Here is a 22,355-nt window from a genome sequence, read left to right as displayed (position 1 = left end):
GTAGGGCGCGATGAACGCCGGCGATCGCATACGTGCGGCTGCCGACGGCGAGCGGCGGTTCGGTACGCGCGCCGGTGCGGGTGGCCGCTGCACGCATTCTCGGCCGAAAGGGTCCGGGTCGCGTGGCGTTCGGTATGCGCGCAGGGCTGGTGCGGGTGGCTGCTGCGCGCATGCTCGGCTGAGAGGGGCCGGGTCGCGCGGCTGTCGATGCCGAGCGGCGGCTCGGTACGGGCGCAGGGCTGGTGCGGGTGGCTGCTGCGCGCAGGCTCGGCCGAGAGAGGCCGGGCCGTGCGGCGGCGCGATCTGCGACGTGGCGGACCGCGCGCGGGCATGAAGAAACCCGTCCGGTGGCATGCCGGACGGGCTCCGTCACGACGCATCGATCATGCGGCGACCCGTGGGGGCCGCACGATCACAATTTATGGATCAGAACGCCTCGACAGCGCGGCGTGCCTCAGGATCGAGGACGCCCCAGCCGATGAGCTCCTCGGTGAGCTCCGTCGGTGACTTGTCGTAGATCACCGCCAGCGAACGCAGATCCTCCTGCCGGATGGACAGGACCTTTCCGTTGTAGTCGCCCCGCTGGCTCTGGATCGTCGCGGCGTAACGGGCGAGTGGACCGGCCTTGTCCTTCGGAAGCTGCTGGAGTCGCTCGAGATCGATCACGAGCTTCGGCGTCGGGCCGAGCGGGCTCGGCGCGGCTCCGCCGGGGAGCAACTCGGACACCGGCACGCCGTAGAACTCGGCGAGCTCGGCCAGCTTCTGAACGGTGACGGCGCGGTCGCCCCGCTCGTACGAACCCACGACGACGGCCTTCCAGCGGCCACGTGATTTCTCCTCCACACCGTGCAGGGACAGGCCCTGCTGGGTACGGATGGCGCGAAGTCTCGCGCCGAGAGCCTTAGCGTATTCAGACGGCATCGCGGCCCCCAGGCTCACTTTCTCGTCGTCGATAGTGGCCCCGGGAGGAGACCCCGGACGGGAAACCCCGCCGCCCCGAGACGGGTGTGCCGTACGGCGCACTCTCAGCCGGCCGGGGGGCCGACTGCCCGAGGGGTCCATCTCCTGGGATGGTTACGGACAGTGACGGTAAAACGGGTCGAGCCCCAGGTCAAGCTGATTGGAAAAAAGCGGCGAAACAGTCGGCGCTCGGAGGGGCTCCGACGAGGGACTCGGAGGGCCCGGAATCCCTTGCCCGCAGGGGCTCGCGGGATCCGGTGGGCCGGCGCCGTGAGGGCCGTCGACCGTTGGGTAAAAGCTTGCCATATCCCCGGCCCGGCGTCCGGCGGCCCGTTTGCGCAGCGTCGTCACCAGCGGAAACGTGACGGTGCCGGTGTGGGGCGTGTACGCCCGGGCTGCTACCGTGATAGCGCCCGACGTCCTTTAAGACCCGTCCAGAGAGGCGGGAAAGGAGGTATCGCGGTGAGTGCTGCCTCCGTGCCTGCGCACGGACCGTCACCCGATAGTGATGTGAGTCACAAGACCGTTCTCGAGGCCCCCGACATCCGGCGGGCGCTCACTCGGATCGCCCACGAGATCCTCGAGCGCACCAAGGGCGGCCGCGACATCGTCCTGCTCGGCATCCCGACACGCGGGGTCACGCTCGCCGCCCGGCTGGCCGAGCGGATCACCGACGTGGAAGGCACCCCCGTCCCGCGGGGCTCGCTCGACGTGACGATGTACCGCGACGATCTGCGCCTGCGCCCGGCGCGCGCCCTCGGCCGCACCGAGCTGCCGCCCGAGGGGGTCGACGACCGCGTCGTCGTCCTCGTCGACGACGTCCTCTACTCCGGCCGCACCGTCCGTGCGGCCCTCGACGCGCTGAACGACCTCGGCCGCCCGCGCTCCGTGCAGCTCGCCATCCTGGTCGACCGCGGCCACCGGGAGCTGCCCATCCGCGCCGACTACGTCGGCAAGAACCTTCCGACCAGCACCCGCGAGAAGGTCAGGGTGCTGCTCGCCGAGACCGACGGCCGGGACGCCGTCGTGCTGGAGGTGCCCAAGTGAAGCGCCACCTGATCTCGGCGGCCGATCTCACCCGGGACGACGCGCTGCTCATCCTCGACACGGCCGAGGAGCTGTCCCGGATCGCCGATCGCCCGATCAAGAAGCTGCCCACGCTGCGCGGGCGCACCGTCGTCAACCTCTTCTTCGAGGACTCGACGCGCACGCGGATCTCGTTCGAGGCCGCCGCCAAGCGGCTGTCGGCCGACGTCATCAACTTCTCCGCCAAGGGCTCGAGCGTGTCGAAGGGCGAGAGCCTCAAGGACACCGCGCTGACCCTGGAGGCGATGGGCGCCGACGGCGTCGTCATCCGCCACAACGCCTCCGGCGCGCCGCAGCGGCTCGCCGGCTGGGTGCGCGGCAGCGTCGTCAACGCCGGCGACGGCACGCACGAGCACCCGACGCAGGCGCTGCTCGACGCGTACACGATGCGCCGGCGGCTCGGCGACCTCGACGGCCGCCGCGTCACCATCGTGGGCGACATCCTGCACAGCCGGGTCGCCCGCTCCAACGTGCTGCTGCTGAACACCCTCGGCGCGGAGGTCACGCTCGTCGCGCCGCCCACGCTGTTCCCCGTGGCGGTCGACACGTGGCCGTGCGAGGTCGCCTACGACTTCGACGCGGTCCTGCCCAAGAGCGACGTCGTGATGATGCTGCGGGTCCAGCAGGAGCGGATGACCGACGCCTTCTTCCCGACCGTCCGCGAGTACAGCCGGCGGTACGGCCTGGACGCCCGCCGCCTGGCCGCGCTCGAGGACCACGCGATCGTCATGCACCCCGGCCCGATGAACCGCGGCGTCGAGATCGCCGCGGAGGTCGCCGACTCGCCGCGCTCGACCATCGTCGAGCAGGTCGCGAACGGCGTCACCGTCCGGATGGCCGTGCTCTACCTCCTCCTGGGCGGCTCCGAGCCGGCCATCGGCGGCGACGTCGCCCGGAGCGGCGACGCCTCCCGCCAGGAGGACGCACCCCGCGACGGCGACGCATCGAGAAGGGAAGAGGCGTGATGTTCCTCATCAAGGGCGCGCGGATCCTCGGCGGGGCGCCCGCCGACATCCTGCTCCGCGACGGCGTCGTCGCCGAGATCGGCGCGGGCCTGACCGCGCCGGAGGCGACCGTCGTCGAGGCCGACGGGCTGATCGCGCTGCCGGGCCTGGTCGACCTGCACACCCACCTGCGCGAGCCGGGCCGGGAGGACGCCGAGACGGTCGAGACCGGCACCCGCGCCGCCGCGGCCGGCGGCTACACCGCGGTCCACGCCATGGCCAACACCGAGCCCGTCGCCGACACGGCCGGCGTCGTCGAGCAGGTGTGGCGCCTCGGCCGTGAGGCCGGCCACTGCGACGTCCACCCGGTCGGCGCGGTCACCCGCGGCCTGGAGGGCGAGCGCCTCGCCGAGCTCGGCGCGATGGCCGACTCGGCCGCGCGGGTCCGGGTGTTCTCCGACGACGGGCACTGCGTGTCGGACGCGGTGCTGATGCGCCGCGCGCTGGAGTACGTCAAGGCCTTCGACGGCGTCGTCGCCCAGCACGCGCAGGAGCCCCGGCTCACCGAGCACGCGCAGATGAACGAGGGCGAGGTCTCCGGGCGGCTCGGCCTGGCCGGCTGGCCCGCCGTCGCCGAAGAGGCGATCATCGCCCGCGACTGCCTGCTCGCCGCGCACGTCGGCTCCCGGCTGCACGTCTGCCACGTCTCCACCGCCGGCTCGGTGGAGATCCTCCGGTGGGCGAAGAGCAAGGGCTGGCAGGTGACGGCCGAGGTCACGCCGCACCACCTGCTGCTCACCGACGAGCTCGCCGAGACGTACGACCCGGTCTACAAGGTGAACCCGCCGCTGCGCACCAAGGCCGACGTCGAGGCGCTGCGCGAGGCCCTCGCCGACGGCACGATCGACTGCGTCGCCACCGACCACGCGCCGCATCCGGCCGAGGCCAAGGAGACCGAGTGGGCGCCGGCCTCGATGGGCATGATCGGGCTGGAGACGGCCCTGTCCGTCGTGCAGGAGGCCATGGTCGAGACCGGCCTGCTCGACTGGGCCGGCGTCGCCGACCGCATGTCGGTCCGGCCGGCGCACATCGGCCGCCTCACCGGCCAGGGCGGCCCGATCGAGGTCGGCGCCCCGGCCAACCTGACGCTGTACGACCCGGCCCCGCGCACGGCCGTCGACCCGGCGGCCTTCGCCTCGAAGAGCCGCAACACGCCGTTCCGCGGGCTGGAGCTGCCGGGCCGGGTGCACGCGACGTTCCTGCGCGGCCGTCCCACCGTCCTGGAAGGAAAGGTCATTTGAGTTCCGCGACCAAGCCCGCGCTGCTCGTCCTGGAGGACGGCCGGACGTTCCACGGCGCCGCGTACGGCGCCGAGGGCGAGGCGTTCGGGGAGATCGTCTTCAACACCGGCATGACGGGCTACCAGGAGACGCTGACCGACCCGTCGTACCGCCAGCAGATCGTCACGATGACCGCGCCGCACATCGGCAACACCGGCGTCAACGACGAGGACCCGGAGTCCGGCCGCGTCCAGGTCGCCGGGTACGTCGTCCGCGAGCCGTCCCGGATCGTCTCCAACTGGCGGGCCCGCCGCTCGCTCGACGACGAGCTGCGGGAGTACGGCGTCGTCGGCATCGCGATCAACGGCACCCGGGCGCTCACGCGCCACCTGCGCGACAAGGGCGCCATGCGGGCCGGGGTCAGCACGACCGAGACCGACCCCGAGGCGCTGCTGCAGCGCGTGCTGGCCAGCCCGGACATGATCGGCGCCGACCTGGCGCGCGTGGTGTCCACGCCCGAGCCGTACGTCGTGCGCCCCGAGGGCGAGGTCCGTTACCGGGTGGCGGCGATCGACCTCGGCATCAAGGCGATGACGCCCCGACGTATGGCCGAGCGCGGCTGCGAGGTGCACGTCCTGCCCGCGACCGCGACGGCGGAGGAGATCCTCGCCGTCGGCGCGGACGGCGTGTTCTACAGCAACGGGCCGGGCGACCCGGCCGCCTGCGGCTACGCCGTCGAGTCGATGCGCGGCGTGCTGGACTCCGGCACCCCGGTGTTCGGCATCTGCCTCGGCAACCAGATGCTGGGCCGCGCGCTCGGCCTCGGCACGTACAAGCTGCGCTTCGGCCACCGGGGCGTCAACCAGCCGGTGCAGGACCGTGCCAACGGGCGGGTGCACATCACCAGCCACAACCACGGCTTCGCGGTCGAGGCCCCCCTGGACGGCCCGTTCGACACGCCGTACGGCCGCGCGGAGGTCAGCCACGTCGACCTCAACGACGGCGTCGTCGAGGGGCTGCGGCTGCTCGACCGGCCGGCGTTCAGCGTGCAGTACCACCCGGAGGCCGCCCCGGGCCCGCACGACGCCACCGGCCTGTTCGACCGGTTCTGCGAATTGATGGACTCAAAATGAGTGACGTTCACGGGCACACGGACGACCACGCCGCAGGCACCGCGTCGCACGGCCACGTGCCCGGCGACCCGAACGACGGCGTCGTCCGCGCCCGTCCGCCCTCTCCGCTCGCCCTCATCCTCACCGCCGCCGCAGCCGTCTTGACCGCGCTGGCCCTCATCGCCGTCGTGGTCGCGTCCGGACAGGGAACCTGATGCCGCGCCGTACCGACCTCAAATCCGTCCTCGTCATCGGCTCGGGCCCGATCGTCATCGGCCAGGCCGCCGAGTTCGACTACTCCGGCACCCAGGCGTGCCGCGTCCTCAAGGCGGAGGGCCTGCGCGTGGCCCTCGTCAACAGCAACCCCGCGACGATCATGACCGACCCGGAGATCGCCGACGCGACGTACGTCGAGCCGATCACCCCGGAGACCGTCGAGAAGGTCATCGCCAAGGAGCGCCCCGACGCGCTGCTGCCCACCCTGGGTGGGCAGACCGCGCTCAACACCGCCGTGGCGCTGCACGAGTCCGGCGTCCTGGAGCGGTACGGCGTCGAGCTGATCGGCGCCAAGGTCGACGCCATCCAGGCGGGGGAGAACCGCGAGCGGTTCAAGCAGATCGTCGCCGACATCGGGGCCGAGTCCGCGCGCAGCGTGATCTGCCACTCGATGGACGACTGCCTGGCCGCCGCCGAGACCCTCGGGTACCCGATGGTGGTCCGCCCGTCGTTCACGATGGGCGGCGCCGGATCCGGCATGGCCTACGACGAGACCGACCTGCGCCGCATCGCCGGCACGGGCCTGGCCGCCAGCCCGACCAGCGAGGTGCTCCTGGAGGAGTCGATCCTCGGCTGGAAGGAGTTCGAGCTGGAGCTGATGCGCGACCGGCACGACAACGTCGTGGTCGTCTGCTCCATCGAGAACGTCGACCCGATGGGCGTGCACACCGGCGACTCGATCACCGTCGCGCCGGCCATGACGCTCACCGACCGGGAGTACCAGCGGATGCGGGACGTCGCCATCGACGTCATCCGCGCCGTCGGCGTCGACACCGGCGGGTGCAACATCCAGTTCGCGATCGACCCGCGCACCGGCCGGATGATCGTCATCGAGATGAACCCGCGTGTGTCACGGTCCAGCGCGCTGGCTTCCAAGGCGACCGGCTTCCCGATCGCCAAGATCGCCGCCCGGCTCGCCGTCGGCTACACCCTCGACGAGATCCGCAACGACATCACCCAGGAGACGCCGGCGAGCTTCGAACCGAGCCTCGACTACGTCGTGGTGAAGGCGCCGCGGTTCGCGTTCGAGAAGTTCCCCGCGGCCGACAAGACGCTGACGACCCACATGAAGTCCGTCGGCGAGGCCATGGCCATCGGCCGGTCCTTCCCCGAGGCGCTGCAGAAGGCCCTCAGGTCGCTGGAGAAGGCCGGAAGCTCCTTCTCCTGGGCTCCGGGCCCCGAGGCGCTCACGGAGGGCGAGCGGGCCGCCCTGAAGGCCGAGCTGGTCGAGCGGGCCCGCCGGCCGCACGACGGGCGGCTGCGCGACGTCCAGCAGGCCCTCCGGGCGGGCGCGACCGTCGAGGAGCTGTACGAGGCGACGCGGATCGACCCGTGGTTCCTCGACCAGATCGCGTCCCTCGACGAGGTCGCCGCCGCCCTGGCGGGCGACCAGCTCGACCCGGAGGCGCTGCGCGAGGCGAAGCGGCACGGCTTCTCCGACGAGCAGATCGCCGAGATCCGCGGCACCTCCGCCGAGGTCGTCCGCGAGCTGCGGCACGCCCTCGGCATCCGGCCCGTCTACCTGACCGTCGACACCTGCGCCGCCGAGTTCGAGGCCCGCACGCCGTACCTCTACTCGACCTACGACGAGGAGACCGAGGTCCCGCCGGGCGACCGGCCCAAGGTGATCATCCTCGGCAGCGGGCCGAACCGCATCGGGCAGGGCATCGAGTTCGACTACAGCTGCGTGCACGCCTCGTTCACGCTGGCCGACGCCGGCTACGAGACCGTCATGGTCAACTGCAACCCCGAGACCGTCTCGACCGACTACGACACCTCCGGCCGGCTCTACTTCGAGCCGCTCACCCTCGAAGACGTCCTGGAGGTCGTGCACGCCGAGCAGGAGACCGGCGAGGTCGCCGGGGTCATCGTGCAGCTCGGCGGGCAGACGCCGCTCGGCCTCGCGCAGAAGCTCAAGGACGCCGGCGTGCCGGTCGTCGGCACGTCGCCGGAGAGCATCCACCTCGCCGAGGAGCGGGGCGCGTTCGGGCGGGTCCTGGCCCGCGCCGGGCTGCCCGCGCCCAAGCACGGCACCGCCACCTCGTACGAGGAGGCGGCCGCGATCGCGGCGGAGATCGGCTACCCGGTGCTCGTCCGGCCGTCGTACGTCCTCGGCGGGCGCGGCATGGAGATCGTCTACGACGACGACACGCTGAAGTCGTACATCGAGCGCGCCGGTGGCGGGCAGTGGAACCCCGAGCACCCGGTGCTCGTGGACCGGTTCCTCGACGACGCCATCGAGATCGACGTCGACGCGCTGTACGACGGCGAGGACCTGTACCTCGGCGGCGTCATGGAGCACATCGAGGAGGCCGGCATCCACTCCGGCGACTCGGCGTGCGCGCTGCCGCCGATCACGCTCGGGCACGAGGACATCGGCCGCATCCGCACCTCCACCGAGGCCCTCGCCCGGGAGATCGGCGTGCGCGGCCTCATGAACGTCCAGTACGCCCTCGCGGCGGGCGTCCTGTACGTCCTGGAGGCCAACCCGCGCGCGTCCCGTACGGTGCCGTTCGTGTCCAAGGCCACGGCGGTGCCGCTGGCCAAGGCGGCGGCCCGCGTGATGATGGGCGAGAGCATCGCCAAGCTGCGCGCCGAGGGCATCCTGCCCGCCAACGGCGACGGCGGAGACCTCCCGCTCGACGCGCCGATCTCGGTCAAGGAGGCGGTGCTGCCCTTCGACCGGTTCCGCACGCCGGAGGGCGTCGGCGTCGACACCATCCTCGGCCCGGAGATGCGCTCCACCGGCGAGGTCATGGGCATCGACGCGGTCTTCGGCACGGCGTACGCCAAGTCGCAGATCGCGGTGTACGCCTCGCTGCCGACCAAGGGCCGCGCGTTCGTCTCCGTGGCGAACCGGGACAAGCGAGCGATGATCTTCCCGGTGAAGCGGCTGGCCGACCTCGGCTTCGAGATCCTGGCCACCGAGGGGACGGCGGAAGTCCTGCGCCGCAACGGCGTGCGTGCCAAGATCGTGCGTAAGCACAGCGCCGGCCCCGGGCCGGATGGCGAGCCGACGATCGTGCGGCGCATCCTCGACGGCGAGGTCGACCTCATCGTGAACACCCCGTTCGGCAGCCCGGGCCAGTCCGGCCCGCGGCTCGACGGATACGAGATCCGCACCGCCGCCGTCCTGCGCGGCGTGCCCTGCCTCACCACCGTGCAGGCGCTCGGCGCGGCCGTTCAGGGCATCGAGGCGATCGCGGCGGGCGTCGTCGGGGTCCGGTCGCTGCAGGAGCACGCGGAGCACCTCTGGGGTGGCGAGGAGGACAGTTGACCGACTCACCGGTCGCACCGGTACAGGTGCCCGGAACGGTCCTGACGGTACGGCGGACCGGGGCCTACCACACGATCACCCTGGTGGCCCCGGGCGTCGCCGAGCGCTTCCGGCCGGGCCAGTTCGTCGCCCTGGCCGTCGGCGGCGACGAGTCGAGCATGCTGACGCGGCGATGCTTCTTCGTCCACGAGGTCAAACCCGAGTACGGCGGCACCGTCGAGATCGTCTTCGCGGTGCGCGGCGCCGGCACCCGGTGGCTGGCGGCGCTGCGGCCGCGTGACATCCTCGACGTTGTCGGCCCGCTCGGCCGCCCCTTCCCGCTGCCGCGCCACCCCGTGCGCTGCGTCCTCGTCGGCGAGGGGCACTCCGGGGCGGCGCTGTTCCCCCTCGCCGCCGTGCTGCGCCAGCGCGACTGCGCCCTGCACTTCGTGCTCGGCGGCACCGACTCCGAGCACGTGTACGGCACGCGCGCGGCGCGCCGCATCGCCGACTCCACCTCCGTCGTCACCGAGGACGGCTCGCTCGGGCAGCGCGGCCGGCCCGAGGACCTGGTGGCCGCCGTCGTCGAGGAGGTCGGCGCCGAGGTCGTGTACGCCTGCGGGCCGACGGAGACCCTCCGTGCCGTCACCCGGACCGCCGCGCAGTACGACCTGCCCGCCCAGGTGGCGGTCGAGGAGCCGATGTCCTGCGGCACGGGCGTCTGCATGGCCTGCGCGCTCCCCGTGATCGACGACGAGGGCGTCACCCACATGGCGCGGTCGTGCGTCGAGGGCCCGGTGTTCCGCGGCGAGCGGGTGCGCTGGGACGACCTCGGCACGATCCCGTTCGACGCCTACGGCGCCCCCCGCTCCGTGCTCCCGGGATCCCTCTCATGACGGACCTGGAGACCCGGATCGGCGACGTCACGCTGCCGAACCCCGTCATGACGGCGGCGGGCTGCGGAGGCACCGGCCGGGAGCTGGGCCGCTTCTTCGACGTGGGCAAACTCGGTGCCCTGGTGACGCCGTCCATCATGCCCAGCCCGCGCGCCGGGCGCCCCGCGCCCCGGCTCACCGAGACCCCCAGCGGCGTCCTCAACGCCGCCGGGCTGCAGGGCCCGGGGATCGAGGCCTTCCTGACCCGCGACCTGCCCTGGCTCGCCGAGCGGGAGGCTCGCGTGATCGTCTCGATCGCGGGCGGCAGCGTCGGCGAGTACGCCGAGGTCGCCCGCCTGCTCGCCGACGCCCCCGGCGTCGCGGCGATCGAGATCAACACCTCCTGCCCCAATGTGGAGGACCGCGGGTCGATGTTCGCGGCCCACCCGTCGGCCGCCGCCCGCCTGGTGCGCGCGGTGCGGGCGAGCGCGCCGCGCCGCGTCCCCGTGCTCGCCAAGCTGTCCGCGGACGTCACCGACATCGTCGGCGTGGCCATGGCCTGCGCGGACGCCGGCGCGGACGGCCTGTCGATGATCAACACGCTGCACGGCATGGCCATCGACACCGACACGCTCCGACCGCGGCTGGCCGGGATCACCGGAGAGCTGTCCGGGCCGGCGATCCGCCCCGTGGCGGTCCGCTGCGTCTACCAGGTGCACGCGGCGCTGCCGGAGGTGCCGATCGTCGGGATGGGCGGGATACGGACCGGCCTGGACGCCCTGGAGTTCGTCCTCGCGGGCGCCTCGGCCGTCGCCGTGGGCACGGCGACCCTGCACGACCCGTCCGCCTGCGTACGCGTCCTGCGCGAGCTCGACGGGGCGTTGAAGGAGCGCGGCATCGACCGGCTCGCCGACGTCGTGGGGCTCGCCCACAAACCGGCGGGGAGCCTCTACCGCCGCATCGACCCCAACGTCGGCCTGGCGGTCGCCGACACCGCCGGCACGGGCTCGACCGAGCCGATCGAACAGGAGACCACCCAGTGAACACCGCTCCCATCGCCGTCGCGCTCGACGCGGCGGACCTCGAGACCGCCGCGCAATGGGCCGCGCTCGTGACCCCGCACGTCAGCACGGTCAAGGTCGGCCTGGAGCTGTACCTGCGGTACGGCCCGGACGTCGTCGCCAGCGTCCGCGGGGCGAGCGGAGTCCAGGTCTTCCTCGACCTGAAGCTGCACGACATCCCGGCGACCGTCGCGGGCGCCGCGCACGCGGTGGCCCGGCTGAAGCCCGCGTACCTCACCGTGCACGCCGGCGGCGGCGCCGCCATGATCCGCGCGGCCGTCGAGGCGGCCCCTCAGACCAAGATCGCCGCCGTCACGGTCCTCACGTCGCTCTCAGAGGCCGATCTGGCCGGGGTGGGACTCAAGGGTCCGGCGTCCGACGTCGTGCGCCGTATGGCCGCTCTCGCGGTCGACGCCGGGGCCCAGGCCCTGGTGTGCTCGCCCCGCGAGGTCGCGGACGTGCGCGCGGAGGTCGGTCCCGGCATCACGCTCATCACCCCCGGCGTACGGCCGGCCGGCACGGCAACACAGGACCAGGCGCGCGTCGCCACGCCCGAGGAGGCCCTCGCCGCCGGAGCCGACCTCCTCGTGATCGGCCGGCCCATCACCGGCGCTCCGGACCCGGGCGCCGCGGCGGCGGCCATCGCGGCGGCCCTCCGCCGCACGGGCGCAGCCTGACCGGCCCGCTGGGGGCGGCGACCGGTCGGACGGGAACGGTCCGCTGGACGGGCCGCGTCGGCGATGCGTTCGGGCGAGCCGCCCTGTGGACGCCGGGCGGGGGCCTGCAAGCGATCTCGGGGGAGCGGGAGCCGTGCGCGCATGGGACCCGCTGAGCGCTCCGCTGAGGAGCCGTCGGGCCGAGTGCCGCGTGGACGCTCTGTACGGCCCTGTGGGGCATCTTGGGGCAGCGGGAGTCTTGTGCGCCCGTGAGCGGTCCGCTGAGGAGCCGTCGGGCCGAGCGTCGCGCGGACGGCTCTGTACGGGCGTGTGGGCCGTCTTGGGGGCAGCGATAGTCGTGACGGTCCCGCTCTGAGGAGCCGTTGGGCCGAGTGCCGCGTGGACGCTCTGTACGGCCCTGTGGGCCGTCTTGGGGCAGTGGGAGTCTTGTGCGCCCGTGAGCGGTCCGCTGAGGAGCCGTCGGGCCGAGCGTCGCGCGGACGGCTCTGTACGGGCGTGTAGGCCGTCTTGGGGGCAGCGGCAGTCCTGTGTGCCCTGACGGTCCGCTGAGGGCCGCGTGGGCGGTGCGTCTGGCCCCCGGACGCCCGTGGAAACGTTTGGCGCGGAGGGAGCCCTCTGTGAGCGCTCTCGCGGCGGCGGGGCCGGTTCGGTGGAGCGCCGAGGCGATCCGCTGAGGGATGCCGCGCCGGGGAGGTGTCCGGACGGGACGCCGCGCGGCGGCTCCGGGTGAAACGGGGCTTCGCGAGCGACACACCGCCGCCGGGCGTCCCGGGTGTCCCGGTGCCGCTTGACTGGCCTGTTTTCCCCTCGCAAGAAACGCCAGGCCGTCGTACGGTTCGGGGTGTAAGAACCCCCTACTTTCAATACAGTGAGTGACCAGGGAACCCCATAGAGTAACATCTGCAACTTAATGACGGGCTATACGGGCTTTCACGTTGCTTTATGGGCCCTGAACTCGCTAGGTTCCCAAGCCGTCCGACTCAATCGAGTGGAAACACGAGGTGACCCGGCGTGGCGCTTCCGCCCCTAACCCCTGAACAGCGCGCCGCAGCCCTGGAAAAGGCTGCAAAGGCTCGCAAAGAGCGTGCCGAGGTCAAGGACCGGCTCAAGCACGGGGGTACCTCCCTCGCTGAGGTTCTGAAGGATGGGCAGGCCGACGACGTCATCGGCAAGATGAAGGTGTCGGCTCTCCTGGAGTCCCTGCCTGGCGTCGGCAAGGTCCGCGCCAAGCAGATCATGGAGCGGCTCGGTATCGCCGAGTCCCGCCGTGTGCGGGGTCTCGGTGCCAACCAGCGCGCCGCTCTCGAGCGTGAGTTCGGCGGCGGTGGCAATCGCTGACCGACTCGCCACGGGCGGGCGCGGCGGGCACACCGCCGCGGCCGCTTCCGCCACCCCCATGGCGGGCGGCTCCATCCCGTCCAGGCGCCTGACGGTCCTTTCCGGGCCGTCCGGCGTCGGCAAGAGCACGGTCGTCGCCGAGATCCGGCGTGCCCACCCCCAGGTGTGGCTGTCGGTCTCGGTGACAACCCGTGCGCCCCGTCCTGGCGAGGTCCACGGTGTGCACTACTTCTTCGTCGACGGCGCCGAGTTCGATCGGCTCGTCGCGGAGGGGGAGCTGCTCGAGTGGGCCGAGTTCGCGGGCAATCGTTACGGCACGCCGCGCCGCGCGGTGCTGGAGCACCTCGAAGCCGGCGTGCCGGTCCTGCTCGAGATCGACCTGCAGGGCGCCCGGCAGGTGCACGCCGCCATGCCGGAGGCGCTGTTCGTCTTCCTCTCGCCGCCGTCGTGGGACGAGCTCGTCCGCCGCCTGATCGGCCGTGGCACCGAGCCGCCCGAGGTGATCGAGCGCCGCCTCGACGCCGCCCGTACGGAGCTGGCCGCCGAGAAGGAGTTCGACGTCACACTGGTCAACACGTCGGTCCAGGACGTCTGTGCGGAGCTGGTAGCCTTGCTGGCTGCACAACCACCGAACTCCGACTAGCGGAAGGCGCAGGAGTGGCATCGAATGCCCCTGGTGCCGAAGGCATCACGAACCCGCCGATCGACGACCTGCTGAAGATCGTTGACAGCAAGTACAGCCTCGTGATCATGGGGGCCAAGCGCGCCCGCCAGATCAACGCCTACTACGCCCAGCTCGGCGAGGGCCTCCTGGAGTACGTCGGTCCCCTGGTGGAGACCCAGGTCCAGGAGAAGCCGCTGTCGATCGCGCTGCGCGAGGTCCGCGAGGGCCTGCTGCACTCCGAGGCCATCGAAGGCGCCTGAGTTGTCCTCCGGCGGCCCTGGGGCGCGTCGCGCCCTGACGGGCGGGCGTCCGCGGCGACGGCCGTACGGCGTCGTGGCCTGCCCGGAGGAAGGGCCCGCCGGTGAGTGCGGGACCTGACCCGGACGGTCGCCCCCGGGTGATCCTCGGGGTCGGCGGCGGCATCGCCGCGTACAAGGTCTGCGAGCTGCTGCGGCGGCTGACCGAGTCCGGGCACCGCGTCCGGGTGATCCCGACGCGCGACGCGCTGCGCTTCGTCGGTGAGCCGACATGGGCGGCGCTTTCCGGCGAGCCCGTGGCCACGGAGGTCTGGTCGGACGTCGCCGAGGTGCCGCACGTCCGCCTCGGCCAGGGCGCCGACCTCGTCCTCGTCGCACCGGCCACCGCCGACCTGCTGGCCAGGGCCGCGCACGGCCTCGCCGACGACCTGCTCACCAACACCCTGCTGACGGCGCGCTGCCCGGTCGTGTTCGCGCCCGCGATGCACACCGAGATGTGGGAGCACCCCGCCACGCAGGCCAACGTCGCGACCCTGCGCTCGCGCGGCTGTCTCGTGATCGAGCCGGCCGTCGGCCGGCTCACGGGCGCCGACTCCGGCAAGGGGCGGCTGCCCGATCCCGACGCCCTGTTCGACGTCGCCCGCCTCGTCCTGGCGCGGGGCGGCATCCCCACCGACCTCGCCGGCCGCCACGTCGTCGTCTCCGCCGGCGGCACCCGTGAGGCGATCGACCCGGTCCGGTTCATCGGCAACCGCTCGTCGGGCCTGCAGGGCTACGCCCTCGCGCGGACCGCGCTCGCCCGCGGCGCGCGGGTGACCCTCGTCGCCGCCAACGTCGCGCTGCCGGACCCGGCGGGCGCCGAGATCGTGCGGGCCGGGTCGGCGCTCGAGCTGCGCGACGCGGTGCTCAAGGCGTCCGCCGACGCCGACGCCGTCGTCATGGCGGCCGCCGTGGCCGACTTCCGGCCGGCCGGCTACCGCGACGTGAAAATCAAGAAAACGGACGACGACGAACCCGCGCCGATCACCCTGGTCAAGAACCCCGACGTCCTCATCGAGCTCGTCGCCGCCCGCCGCCCCGGCCAGGTGATCGTCGGATTCGCCGCCGAGACGAACGACGTGCTCCGCCACGGCCGGGAGAAGCTCGCCCGCAAGGGCTGTGACCTGCTGGTCGTCAACGAGGTGGGCGAGCGCCTGACGTTCGGCGCGCCCGACAACGCCGCCGTGATCCTGTCCGCCGACGGCACCTCCGTCGACGTCCCCCGAGGGTCGAAGGAAGACCTGGCCGACGTCGTATGGGACCAGGTGACAGGGCGGCTACAGTAAAGAACACGGGTCCAGCGTGGCTTGAGCGTGCCTTAATCGCCTCTGGATAGACTGCGCGTCCGATACCCGTAAGAGATCCGCTCTGCTACGTCAGTCAGCAGCCGCTGCAAGGAGTGCACCCACGTGTCACGTCGCCTGTTCACCTCCGAGTCCGTGACGGAAGGTCACCCGGACAAGATCGCCGACCAGATCAGCGACGCGATCCTCGACTCGATGCTGAAGGACGACGCGCGCAGCCGCGTCGCCGTCGAGACGTTGATCACCACCGGTCAGGTCCACGTCGCGGGTGAGGTGACCACCGAGACGTACGTTGACATCCCCGGCGTCATCCGGGAGAAGATCCTCGAGATCGGCTACGACTCCTCCAGCAAGGGCTTCGACGGCCACTCCTGCGGCGTGTCGGTCTCCATCGGCGCGCAGTCGCCCGACATCGCGCAGGGCGTCGACGACGCGTACGAGACCCGCGAGGGCGAGGGCTCGGACGAGCTCGACCGCCAGGGCGCCGGCGACCAGGGCCTGATGTTCGGCTACGCCTGCCGCGAGACGCCGGAGCTGATGCCGCTGCCGATCACGCTCGCGCACCGGCTCGCCCGCCGCCTGTCCGCCGTCCGCAACAGCGGCGAGGTCCCCTACCTGCGCCCCGACGGCAAGACCCAGGTCACGATCGAGTACGACGGCGACCGCGCGGTCCGGCTCGACACGGTCGTCGTGTCGTCCCAGCACGCCCCGGACATCAGCCTCAGCGACCTGCTGAGCCCCGACATCAAGGAGCACGTCGTCGACCCGGTCGTCGCCGAGCTCGACCTCGACATCGAGGGCTACCGCCTGCTCGTCAACCCGACCGGCCGGTTCGAGATCGGCGGCCCGATGGGTGACGCGGGCCTGACCGGCCGGAAGATCATCATCGACACCTACGGCGGCATGGCCCGCCACGGCGGCGGCGCGTTCTCCGGCAAGGACCCCTCCAAGGTCGACCGCTCCGCCGCGTACGCCATGCGCTGGGTCGCCAAGAACGTCGTCGCCGCGGGCCTCGCGGACCGCTGCGAGGCGCAGGTCGCCTACGCCATCGGCAAGGCCCACCCGGTCGGCCTGTTCATCGAGACCTTCGGCACCGAGAAGGTCCCGGTGGAGAAGATCCAGGAGGCCGTCCTCCAGGTGTTCGACCTCCGCCCGGCCGCGATCATCCGCGACCTCGACCTGCTCCGCCCGATCTACTCCCAGACCGCCGCCTACGGCCACTTCGGCCGCGAGGAGCCGGACTTCTCGTGGGAGCGGACCGACCGCGCCGAGGCCCTGCAGGGGGCCGCCGGGCTCTGACCCCGCGCGCTCTCCGGCGGGGAAGCACCCTGCTTCGCATCGCGGCCGTCCTGGATCTCCGGATCCGGGGCGGCCGCGTCGTTTTCGGCTCCACGGCCGCAGCCGGGTCGTCCGGGCCGCTCATGACGATCTCGAGCTGGTTGGAAGTGCTTCTCCCGTCAGCGGAGGTCACCTGATCCCGAAGTAGCCCTCGTGTCGTACCGGCCGCGCGTCGTGGCATGTGACCATCGGCCCGCCGGTAGGGTCCTCGCCATGAAGATCACCGTGCTGGGCGGCTGCGGCGCGTGGCCGACGGCGGGAGCCGCGTGCAGCGGGTTCCTCGTGGAGCACGACGGCCACCGGCTGCTGCTGGACCTCGGCTACGCGACAGTGCCCGAACTGCTGCGGCACGTCACGGCCGACCAGGTCGACGCGGTGCTCATCAGCCACGGGCATCCGGACCACTGCGCCGACCTCAACCCGCTCCTGCGGGCCCGGGCCCTCGCGGCGGAGCCGGCCCCGGCCCTGCCGGTGTACGCGCTGCCCGGCGCCCTGGACGCGGTCCTGGCGCTGGACCGTCCGGGGATGCTCGACCACGCCCTCGCGCTGCGGGAGTTCTCCGCCGGGGACCGCCTGAGCGTCGGCCCGTTCACCGTCGACACCCGGCTGCTCCCGCACTGGGTGCCGAACGCCGGGATGCGGGTGGCCGCAGGCGGCAGGATCCTGGCCTACACCGGCGACACCGGCCCGAGCCCGGACGTGGTCGAACTCGCCCGGGACGCCGATCTGCTGATCGCGGACGCGACCTATCCGGAGATCGTGCCGCCGGAGGACGCGGCCTTCCTCACCAGCGCCCGGCAGGCGGCGCGGCAGGCCGCCGGCGCGGGTGCCGCCCGTCTGATGCTCACCCACCTGTGGCCCGGAACCCCGCCCGAGACCGCCCGGGAGGCCGCCCGCAAGGAGTTCGCGGGTCCGATCACGGTCGCCGCGAACGACATCGGGCTGAGTCTGTCAACTTCTCGGCCGTGAACGACTGAGCCTGTCGGCTCAGTCGGCCACACCGATTCATGCTCTCCGGCGCGACTGGCTGCCGTGTCCGGAGTCACATCCGCCACATCTATGCAGCGCGGGACCGTTGACAGGGCCCCACGCCGGGGAATCCCCCGGCGACATCCGTCCGGTCAGCACCATCTGAACCGTATCCCCGGCAAGCCGGTTCGTGCCTTACAGGCTCACGAACGGATGCGAGGAGACTACCGGACCGCTGCGCAGTCCAGGGCCCAAAGACGCGATTCCTCCCGGGCGTGGACGCCCGGGGTTCCTCGCAAGAACAGCTGAGAAGGTCGGTCCGAGCGATGGCGGTCCGGGTCGATGTAGCTCCTCGCAGCCGCGACAGCGAAGCTTGAGGCCGGTTGCGGGCGGGCAGACCGAGCATGTACGGGCGGTGTGCTTCCGGTCGTTCGGGGTCGCATCAGCGGAGGCCTGGAACGGGGCACCGGTTGAGAGCGGCGCGGTCCGGACGGCGGACGTCGCCGCCGTCGTGACCGGTTCGGGGGTGCCGGATGGGTGAGCCGATCGTTCTTCCGCATGAGGATCCGGCCTTCGTGGCCGACCCGTTCCCGTTCTACCGCAGGCTCCGCGAGGGCGGACCGGTCCGCCGGGTCGTCACCGTCCGCGGGATGGAAGCGTGGCTGGTGACCCGCTACGAGGATGCGCGGGAGGCGTTCACCGATCCCCGCCTGACCAGCGATCTCCGCGGCGCCACGGACCCTCGGCTCTTGGAGCAAATGCCCTCCGCGGAGCGGACCTCCGCCATGCGCAGCATGATCCGTCTCGATCCGCCCGACCACACCCGGCTGCGCCGTCTCGTGTCGAAGGCGTTCACGGTACGCCGGGTGGCCGAACTCGAACCACGAGTGCAGGCGATCACGGATCGGCTGCTCGACGCGATCATCCCGGCCGGGCGGGCGGACCTGATCGAGGATTTCGCCCTGCCGCTGCCGGTCACGGTCATCAGCGAGCTGCTCGGCGTGCCCCTGACGGACCGGGATCGCTTCCAGGAATGGACGAACGTCCTGCTCACCCAGCGCCCGGACCGGCCGGACCCGGAGGCGACGGACTGGGCGTGGCAGCAGATGTGGTCCTATCTGGAAGGGCTCTTGGCGGCCAAGCGCAGGGACCCCGCCGACGACCTGCTCGGCGCATTGATCACTGCCAGGGACCGGGACCAGCGACTCGATGAGGGCGAGCTGGTGGCGATGGCCTTCCTGCTGCTGGTCGCCGGCTACATCACCACGGTCAACCTGATCGGCAACGGGATCGTGGCGCTGCTCGCCCACCCCGGCCAGCTGAAGCTCCTTCGCGACGACCCAGGCCTTCTCCCGAACGCCGTCGAGGAATTCTTGCGATACGACGGTCCGGTCAACCCGGGTATCCTGCGCATCGCGGCGGAGGACCTCGAGATCGGCGGCGTGGCCGTTCCCCGGGGCGCGACCGTCATCATCGCCACTGCGGTCGCCGACCGCGACCCCGCGGAGTTCCCCGAGGCGGACCGTCTCGACGTCGCCCGGACCGCAGGGGCCCACTTGGCCTTCGGGCACGGCATCCATTACTGCCTCGGTGCGCCGCTGGCCCGGCTGGAGGGGCGGATCGCCATCGGGACGGCGCTGCGCCGGCTCGACGATCTCGCCCTCGCCGTGCCGTACGAAGAACTGCCCTGGCAGGTCGGTGGACTGCGCGGACTCGAGCACCTGCCCGTCACCTTCACGCCGGCCTGATACCTCTGTGGCGGGTGGGACTCCAGAGGCAACAATTATTCACATTTCGGAATATTCATGGGTGATCTTGTGCTGTGAGGTAGGAGAGACACACGCCGTTTCCAACAGGCGTGTGGCATCCCCAACCCCTGGAGGTCACCGGTGAACAACAGCATCCCCCAGCGCAGGACCCAGGCCGCGAGCCCCCGGCAGCACCTGGTGCGGTCGCACTCGCTGCGGGCCCTCGCCGTGGCCGCCCGGCTCGAACGCCATCACGCCCCGGCGGGACCGCCGGGCCGGGCCCGTACGGAGGAGGCCGCCGACGAGATGGAGCTGACCTGCTCCGCGCCGGACTGCTGAGCCGTAACGCGGCCGTGAGGAAGGGACGGGCGGGGATGGTCACGGTCGAGGACGTACGGCGCGTGGCATCGTCGTTGCCGCGCACCGAAGAGCACCTGATCAGGGACCGCATCAAGTTCCGTGTCGGCAAGATCGTCTACCTCGCGTTCTCCGCCGACGAGGAGTGGATGGGCTTCGCGTTCCCCAAGGAGGAGCGGGCCGCGCTCGTCGCCGGAGAGCCGGACAAGTTCCACATGCCCCGTCTCTCCGACCAGCGCTTCAACTGGGTGGAGGTCCGCCTCGCCGCCCTCGACGAGGAGGAGATGCGCGAACTCGTCCAGGAGGCCTGGCGCATGGTCGTGCCCAAACGCGTCGCCGCCGCACGTCTCGGACCGAGCCCGGTCACCGGCGCCCCGCGTCGGTGACCGGCGCCTTCGTGAACGGCATGGTCGTGCCAGAAGGCCCGGCCCCCGTCCATCGTCCGGAGGCGCTCAGTCCTCCTCGGGCGCGAGGTGCTCACCGGTGACGCGGAGCAGCGCGGCAGCCCGCTCGGCGGCGAACTTCGGGCATCGTACGGCGGCCTCGTCCACCGTCATCCCCTTCTCCTCGCCCGGGTCGTGCAGCGCCCGCGCGAGCCGCGCCCAGTCCTTGGCCTCCACGGCGACCTCGGGGTGCCCGTCGGGATGCGGGCACGGCGCGGCGAGCGGGGTCTGATCCACCGACTCGAGCGCCCGGTGGTAGAGCTCGGCCGTCTTCGGGGGGATCGCCTCCCACGTGGCGTTCTGCACGGCGAAGCCGACGGTGAGACCGCGGTCGTCGATCCGCCGACCTCAGCCCGGACGGAATGTGGTGAGCGGCCCCGGCACGCCCGTCGCCCGGCCGGACGGTGGAGCGGTTCAGGCGGGGTGTACGCGGGGGTCGAGGAAGCAGTAGATGATGTCGACGGCGAGGTTCGCGAGCACCGTGAAGAACGCGCCGAGCAGCACGACGGCCATGATGACCGGGAGGTCACCACTGATCATGGACCGCGTGGTCAGCTGACCGAGTCCCGGCAGGCCGAACACCGACTCGGTGACCAGCGCGCCGCTCAACGCCATGCCGGCGTCGATGCCGAACTGCGTGACGACGGGCGTCAGCGCCGCTCGGAGGCCGTGCCGGAAGATGATGTGACCTTCGGCCAGGCCCTTGGCGCGTGCGGTGCGGATGTAGTCCTCGCCGAGGACGTCGAGCAGCGCGCCCCGGGTCAACCGGGTGTAGACGGCCGCCTGAGCGATCGCGAATGTCGCCCAGGGCAGGATCAGGTGTTCGCACCATCGCACCGGATTCTGCGCGATGGGGACGTAGCCGCTCTGTGGAAAGACCGGCAGTGCCGCGGTGAACAGATAGAGCAGGGTCATGGCGGCGATGAACGCGGGTACCGAGATGCCGAGCAGAACGGTGACCGCGATCCCGCGGTCGAGGAGCGTGTGCGCCCGCCTGGCGCTGGCGACTCCGCACACCAGGCCCACGAGCAGCCACAGGGCGCACCCTCCGACCGCCAGGGACACGGTGACGGGAAGGGCCTCTTTGATCAGATCGCCGACCGGAGTGCGCGTGACGTACGAGTAGCCGAAATCGCCCTCGAGCGTTCGAGTGAGAAAGTGCCAGTACTGCACCGGTATCGGATCATCCAGGCCCATCCGGTGCCTGAGCAGGGCGAGCGTCTGAGGTGTGGCCATCTTTCCGGCGAAGCGGGCGGCCGGATCGCGAGAGGTGGCGAAGAAGAGGATGAAGACGCACGTCGTAACGATCCACAGGACTAACCCGCTGGTCAGGACCCGGCGGACCACGAAACGGATCATGTGCGCCAACCTTGTCGTCTGAGGGACATCACCCTTGGCCGCCGTCCGAAGACGCGCGCGGGTGGAGATCGACTCCCGGCGTGGCCGGAGCTTACCGAGAAGGCACCACAGGCGGTACCCGGGTGATGCCCCGAGCCGGTGTACGGCCCTGCGGAAGGCATCGACGCCTAGATCCCGCCGCACACAGACCCCCGCCCGGCGGGCCGGCCGACCCGGGCAGGCGCAGATGGCTACCAGATCAGGCCCTTGGCGGCCTGCTCGACGGCATTCGCCGTCCGCGCCATCTGGTAGGACGGGGGAGTGGCGAACGACGGCGGGGGGGCCGGGCCCGCTCCCCAGATCCCGGGCCTGGACGGCCTGACCGAGCGGGTCACCCGCGCCGGTGACAAGGCGTCCGGGAGGCCGGCCGGCAAGGCGGCGCGCAAGGGCGCGCGGCGGCCCGCGGAGGCGCTGAAGGTCGCGAGGGTCGCCGTCGACGTGTCCCTGCCGCACCTGGACCGGCCGTTCGACTATCTCGTCTCGTCCGACCTGGACGAGAAGGCCGTCCCGGGCTGCCGGGTACGGGTGCGGTTCGCTGGTCAGCTGGTCGACGGCTTCCTGCTCGAACGCGTCGAGGAGAGCGATCACGACGGACGGCTGTCCTTCCTCGATCGCGTGATCTCCCCCGAACCGGTGCTGACCCCCGAGATCGCCGCGCTCGCCCGCGAGGTGGCCGACCGCTACGCCGGCACCCTCGCCGACGTCCTCCGCCTCGCGGTCCCGCCCCGGCACGCCCGCGCCGAAGCGGACCGGAGGCCCGTCCTGGCGGCGACCAGAGGCCGGGACGCGGGCGAGGAGACGGCGACGATCGTCATCGAGGCGGGCGGTACCGGCCGGGGCACGGACGCCGAGCAGCGGGCGGCCGCGCAGGCCGGCGGCGCCGAACGGGAGGCGGCCGCGGCAGAGACCGGCGGCATCGCGTCGGGTCCGGGGCAGGGGGCGGCTGAAGCGCGGGCCGGTGGCATCGAGCCGG

General features: G+C 72.0%; 20 protein-coding genes and 2 pseudogenes. 19 read left to right on the top strand and 3 right to left on the bottom strand.

Annotated features, from left to right (window positions below; genetic code table 11):
- Positions 1-426: 426 nt before the first annotated feature.
- On the bottom strand, positions 427-921 hold the full coding sequence (gene bldD, locus ABEA24_RS14640; RefSeq protein ID WP_252782932.1) for a transcriptional regulator BldD: 495 nt from the start codon (positions 919-921) through the stop codon (positions 427-429).
- Positions 922-1,470: 549 nt separating this feature from the next.
- On the opposite strand from bldD, the gene pyrR reads away from it, so the two are divergent.
- The 18 genes and pseudogenes from pyrR (at position 1,471) to ABEA24_RS14550 (ending at position 19,927) form a co-directional block, all read left to right on the top strand.
- Positions 1,471-2,007 carry a bifunctional pyr operon transcriptional regulator/uracil phosphoribosyltransferase PyrR gene (pyrR, locus tag ABEA24_RS14635; protein WP_345431318.1) on the top strand — a complete coding sequence of 179 codons (537 nt, stop codon included), beginning with the start codon at positions 1,471-1,473 and terminating at the stop codon, positions 2,005-2,007.
- A pseudogene (locus ABEA24_RS14630) lies at positions 2,004-2,912 on the top strand (aspartate carbamoyltransferase catalytic subunit); the annotation flags it as partial. The gene pyrR and the pseudogene ABEA24_RS14630, both read left to right, overlap by 4 nt.
- Before the next feature lie 98 nt (positions 2,913-3,010).
- Positions 3,011-4,291, top strand: coding sequence for a dihydroorotase (locus ABEA24_RS14625; protein WP_345431455.1), 1,281 nt, complete (start codon positions 3,011-3,013; stop codon positions 4,289-4,291).
- Entirely contained in the window at positions 4,288-5,403 is a 1,116-nt protein-coding gene (gene carA, locus ABEA24_RS14620) for a glutamine-hydrolyzing carbamoyl-phosphate synthase small subunit (RefSeq protein WP_345431317.1), read from the top strand. Before ABEA24_RS14625 ends, carA begins: the two co-directional genes overlap by 4 nt.
- Positions 5,400-5,597 (top strand): hypothetical protein, encoded by a 198-nt coding sequence (locus tag ABEA24_RS14615; RefSeq protein WP_345431316.1) that lies wholly within the window; start codon positions 5,400-5,402, stop codon positions 5,595-5,597. The genes carA and ABEA24_RS14615 overlap by 4 nt, the downstream gene beginning before the upstream one ends.
- Positions 5,597-8,935, top strand: a complete 3,339-nt coding sequence (gene carB / locus ABEA24_RS14610) for a carbamoyl-phosphate synthase large subunit (protein WP_345431315.1) — start codon at positions 5,597-5,599, stop codon at positions 8,933-8,935. Before ABEA24_RS14615 ends, carB begins: the two co-directional genes overlap by 1 nt.
- Positions 8,932-9,810: a dihydroorotate dehydrogenase electron transfer subunit gene (locus ABEA24_RS14605; protein ID WP_345431314.1), complete on the top strand. Its 879-nt coding sequence runs from the start codon at positions 8,932-8,934 to the stop codon at positions 9,808-9,810. The genes carB and ABEA24_RS14605 overlap by 4 nt, the downstream gene beginning before the upstream one ends.
- Positions 9,807-10,832 (top strand): dihydroorotate dehydrogenase, encoded by a 1,026-nt coding sequence (locus ABEA24_RS14600; RefSeq protein ID WP_345431313.1) that lies wholly within the window; start codon positions 9,807-9,809, stop codon positions 10,830-10,832. Before ABEA24_RS14605 ends, ABEA24_RS14600 begins: the two co-directional genes overlap by 4 nt.
- Entirely contained in the window at positions 10,829-11,527 is a 699-nt protein-coding gene (pyrF, locus tag ABEA24_RS14595) for an orotidine-5'-phosphate decarboxylase (RefSeq protein ID WP_345431312.1), read from the top strand. Before ABEA24_RS14600 ends, pyrF begins: the two co-directional genes overlap by 4 nt.
- 1,011 nt (positions 11,528-12,538) lie before the next feature.
- Entirely contained in the window at positions 12,539-12,865 is a 327-nt protein-coding gene (mihF, locus tag ABEA24_RS14590) for an integration host factor, actinobacterial type (RefSeq protein WP_252782942.1), read from the top strand.
- 58 nt (positions 12,866-12,923) lie between these two features.
- Positions 12,924-13,508, top strand: a complete 585-nt coding sequence (gene gmk, locus ABEA24_RS14585) for a guanylate kinase (protein WP_345431454.1) — start codon at positions 12,924-12,926, stop codon at positions 13,506-13,508.
- Between the two features lie 14 nt (positions 13,509-13,522).
- Positions 13,523-13,789 carry a DNA-directed RNA polymerase subunit omega gene (gene rpoZ / locus ABEA24_RS14580; RefSeq protein ID WP_252782944.1) on the top strand — a complete coding sequence of 89 codons (267 nt, stop codon included), beginning with the start codon at positions 13,523-13,525 and terminating at the stop codon, positions 13,787-13,789.
- Positions 13,790-13,926: 137 nt separating this feature from the next.
- Positions 13,927-15,111, top strand: a complete 1,185-nt coding sequence (coaBC, locus tag ABEA24_RS14575) for a bifunctional phosphopantothenoylcysteine decarboxylase/phosphopantothenate--cysteine ligase CoaBC (RefSeq protein ID WP_345431453.1) — start codon at positions 13,927-13,929, stop codon at positions 15,109-15,111.
- A gap of 123 nt (positions 15,112-15,234) precedes the next feature.
- Positions 15,235-16,428, top strand: coding sequence for a methionine adenosyltransferase (gene metK / locus ABEA24_RS14570; RefSeq protein ID WP_345431311.1), 1,194 nt, complete (start codon positions 15,235-15,237; stop codon positions 16,426-16,428).
- 252 nt (positions 16,429-16,680) lie between these two features.
- A complete protein-coding gene (locus ABEA24_RS14565) occupies positions 16,681-17,436 on the top strand; it encodes an MBL fold metallo-hydrolase (RefSeq protein ID WP_345431310.1) in 756 nt (251 codons plus the stop codon).
- Between the two features lie 533 nt (positions 17,437-17,969).
- The gene (locus ABEA24_RS14560) at positions 17,970-19,184 is read left to right on the top strand and encodes a cytochrome P450 family protein (protein ID WP_345431309.1); all 1,215 of its coding nucleotides are present in this window, start codon (positions 17,970-17,972) and stop codon (positions 19,182-19,184) included.
- A 141-nt stretch (positions 19,185-19,325) separates the two neighbouring features.
- Positions 19,326-19,523 carry a hypothetical protein gene (locus tag ABEA24_RS14555; RefSeq protein WP_345431308.1) on the top strand — a complete coding sequence of 66 codons (198 nt, stop codon included), beginning with the start codon at positions 19,326-19,328 and terminating at the stop codon, positions 19,521-19,523.
- 35 nt (positions 19,524-19,558) lie between these two features.
- Complete coding sequence (locus tag ABEA24_RS14550; RefSeq protein WP_345431307.1) at positions 19,559-19,927, top strand: MmcQ/YjbR family DNA-binding protein; 369 nt, start codon at positions 19,559-19,561, stop codon at positions 19,925-19,927.
- Between the two features lie 66 nt (positions 19,928-19,993).
- Here ABEA24_RS14550 and ABEA24_RS14545 read toward each other — a convergent pair whose 3' ends face one another.
- Together ABEA24_RS14545 and ABEA24_RS14540 are read right to left on the bottom strand one after the other, a co-directional pair.
- Positions 19,994-20,290 carry a hypothetical protein gene (locus ABEA24_RS14545; RefSeq protein WP_345431306.1) on the bottom strand — a complete coding sequence of 99 codons (297 nt, stop codon included), beginning with the start codon at positions 20,288-20,290 and terminating at the stop codon, positions 19,994-19,996.
- A gap of 108 nt (positions 20,291-20,398) precedes the next feature.
- Positions 20,399-21,343, bottom strand: coding sequence for an ABC transporter permease (locus tag ABEA24_RS14540; RefSeq protein WP_345431304.1), 945 nt, complete (start codon positions 21,341-21,343; stop codon positions 20,399-20,401).
- Positions 21,344-21,643: 300 nt separating this feature from the next.
- On the opposite strand from ABEA24_RS14540, the pseudogene ABEA24_RS53535 reads away from it, so the two are divergent.
- A pseudogene (locus ABEA24_RS53535) lies at positions 21,644-22,045 on the top strand (primosomal protein N' family DNA-binding protein); the annotation flags it as partial.
- Positions 22,046-22,355: the final 310 nt, after the last annotated feature.

Source organism: Actinoallomurus vinaceus (genome assembly GCF_039542055.1).
In the GTDB taxonomy this organism is placed as follows: Bacteria; Actinomycetota; Actinomycetes; order Streptosporangiales; family Streptosporangiaceae; genus Actinoallomurus; species Actinoallomurus vinaceus.
Note: the sequence above shows the minus strand (reverse complement) of the source record. Positions and strands in the feature narration are given on the sequence as shown.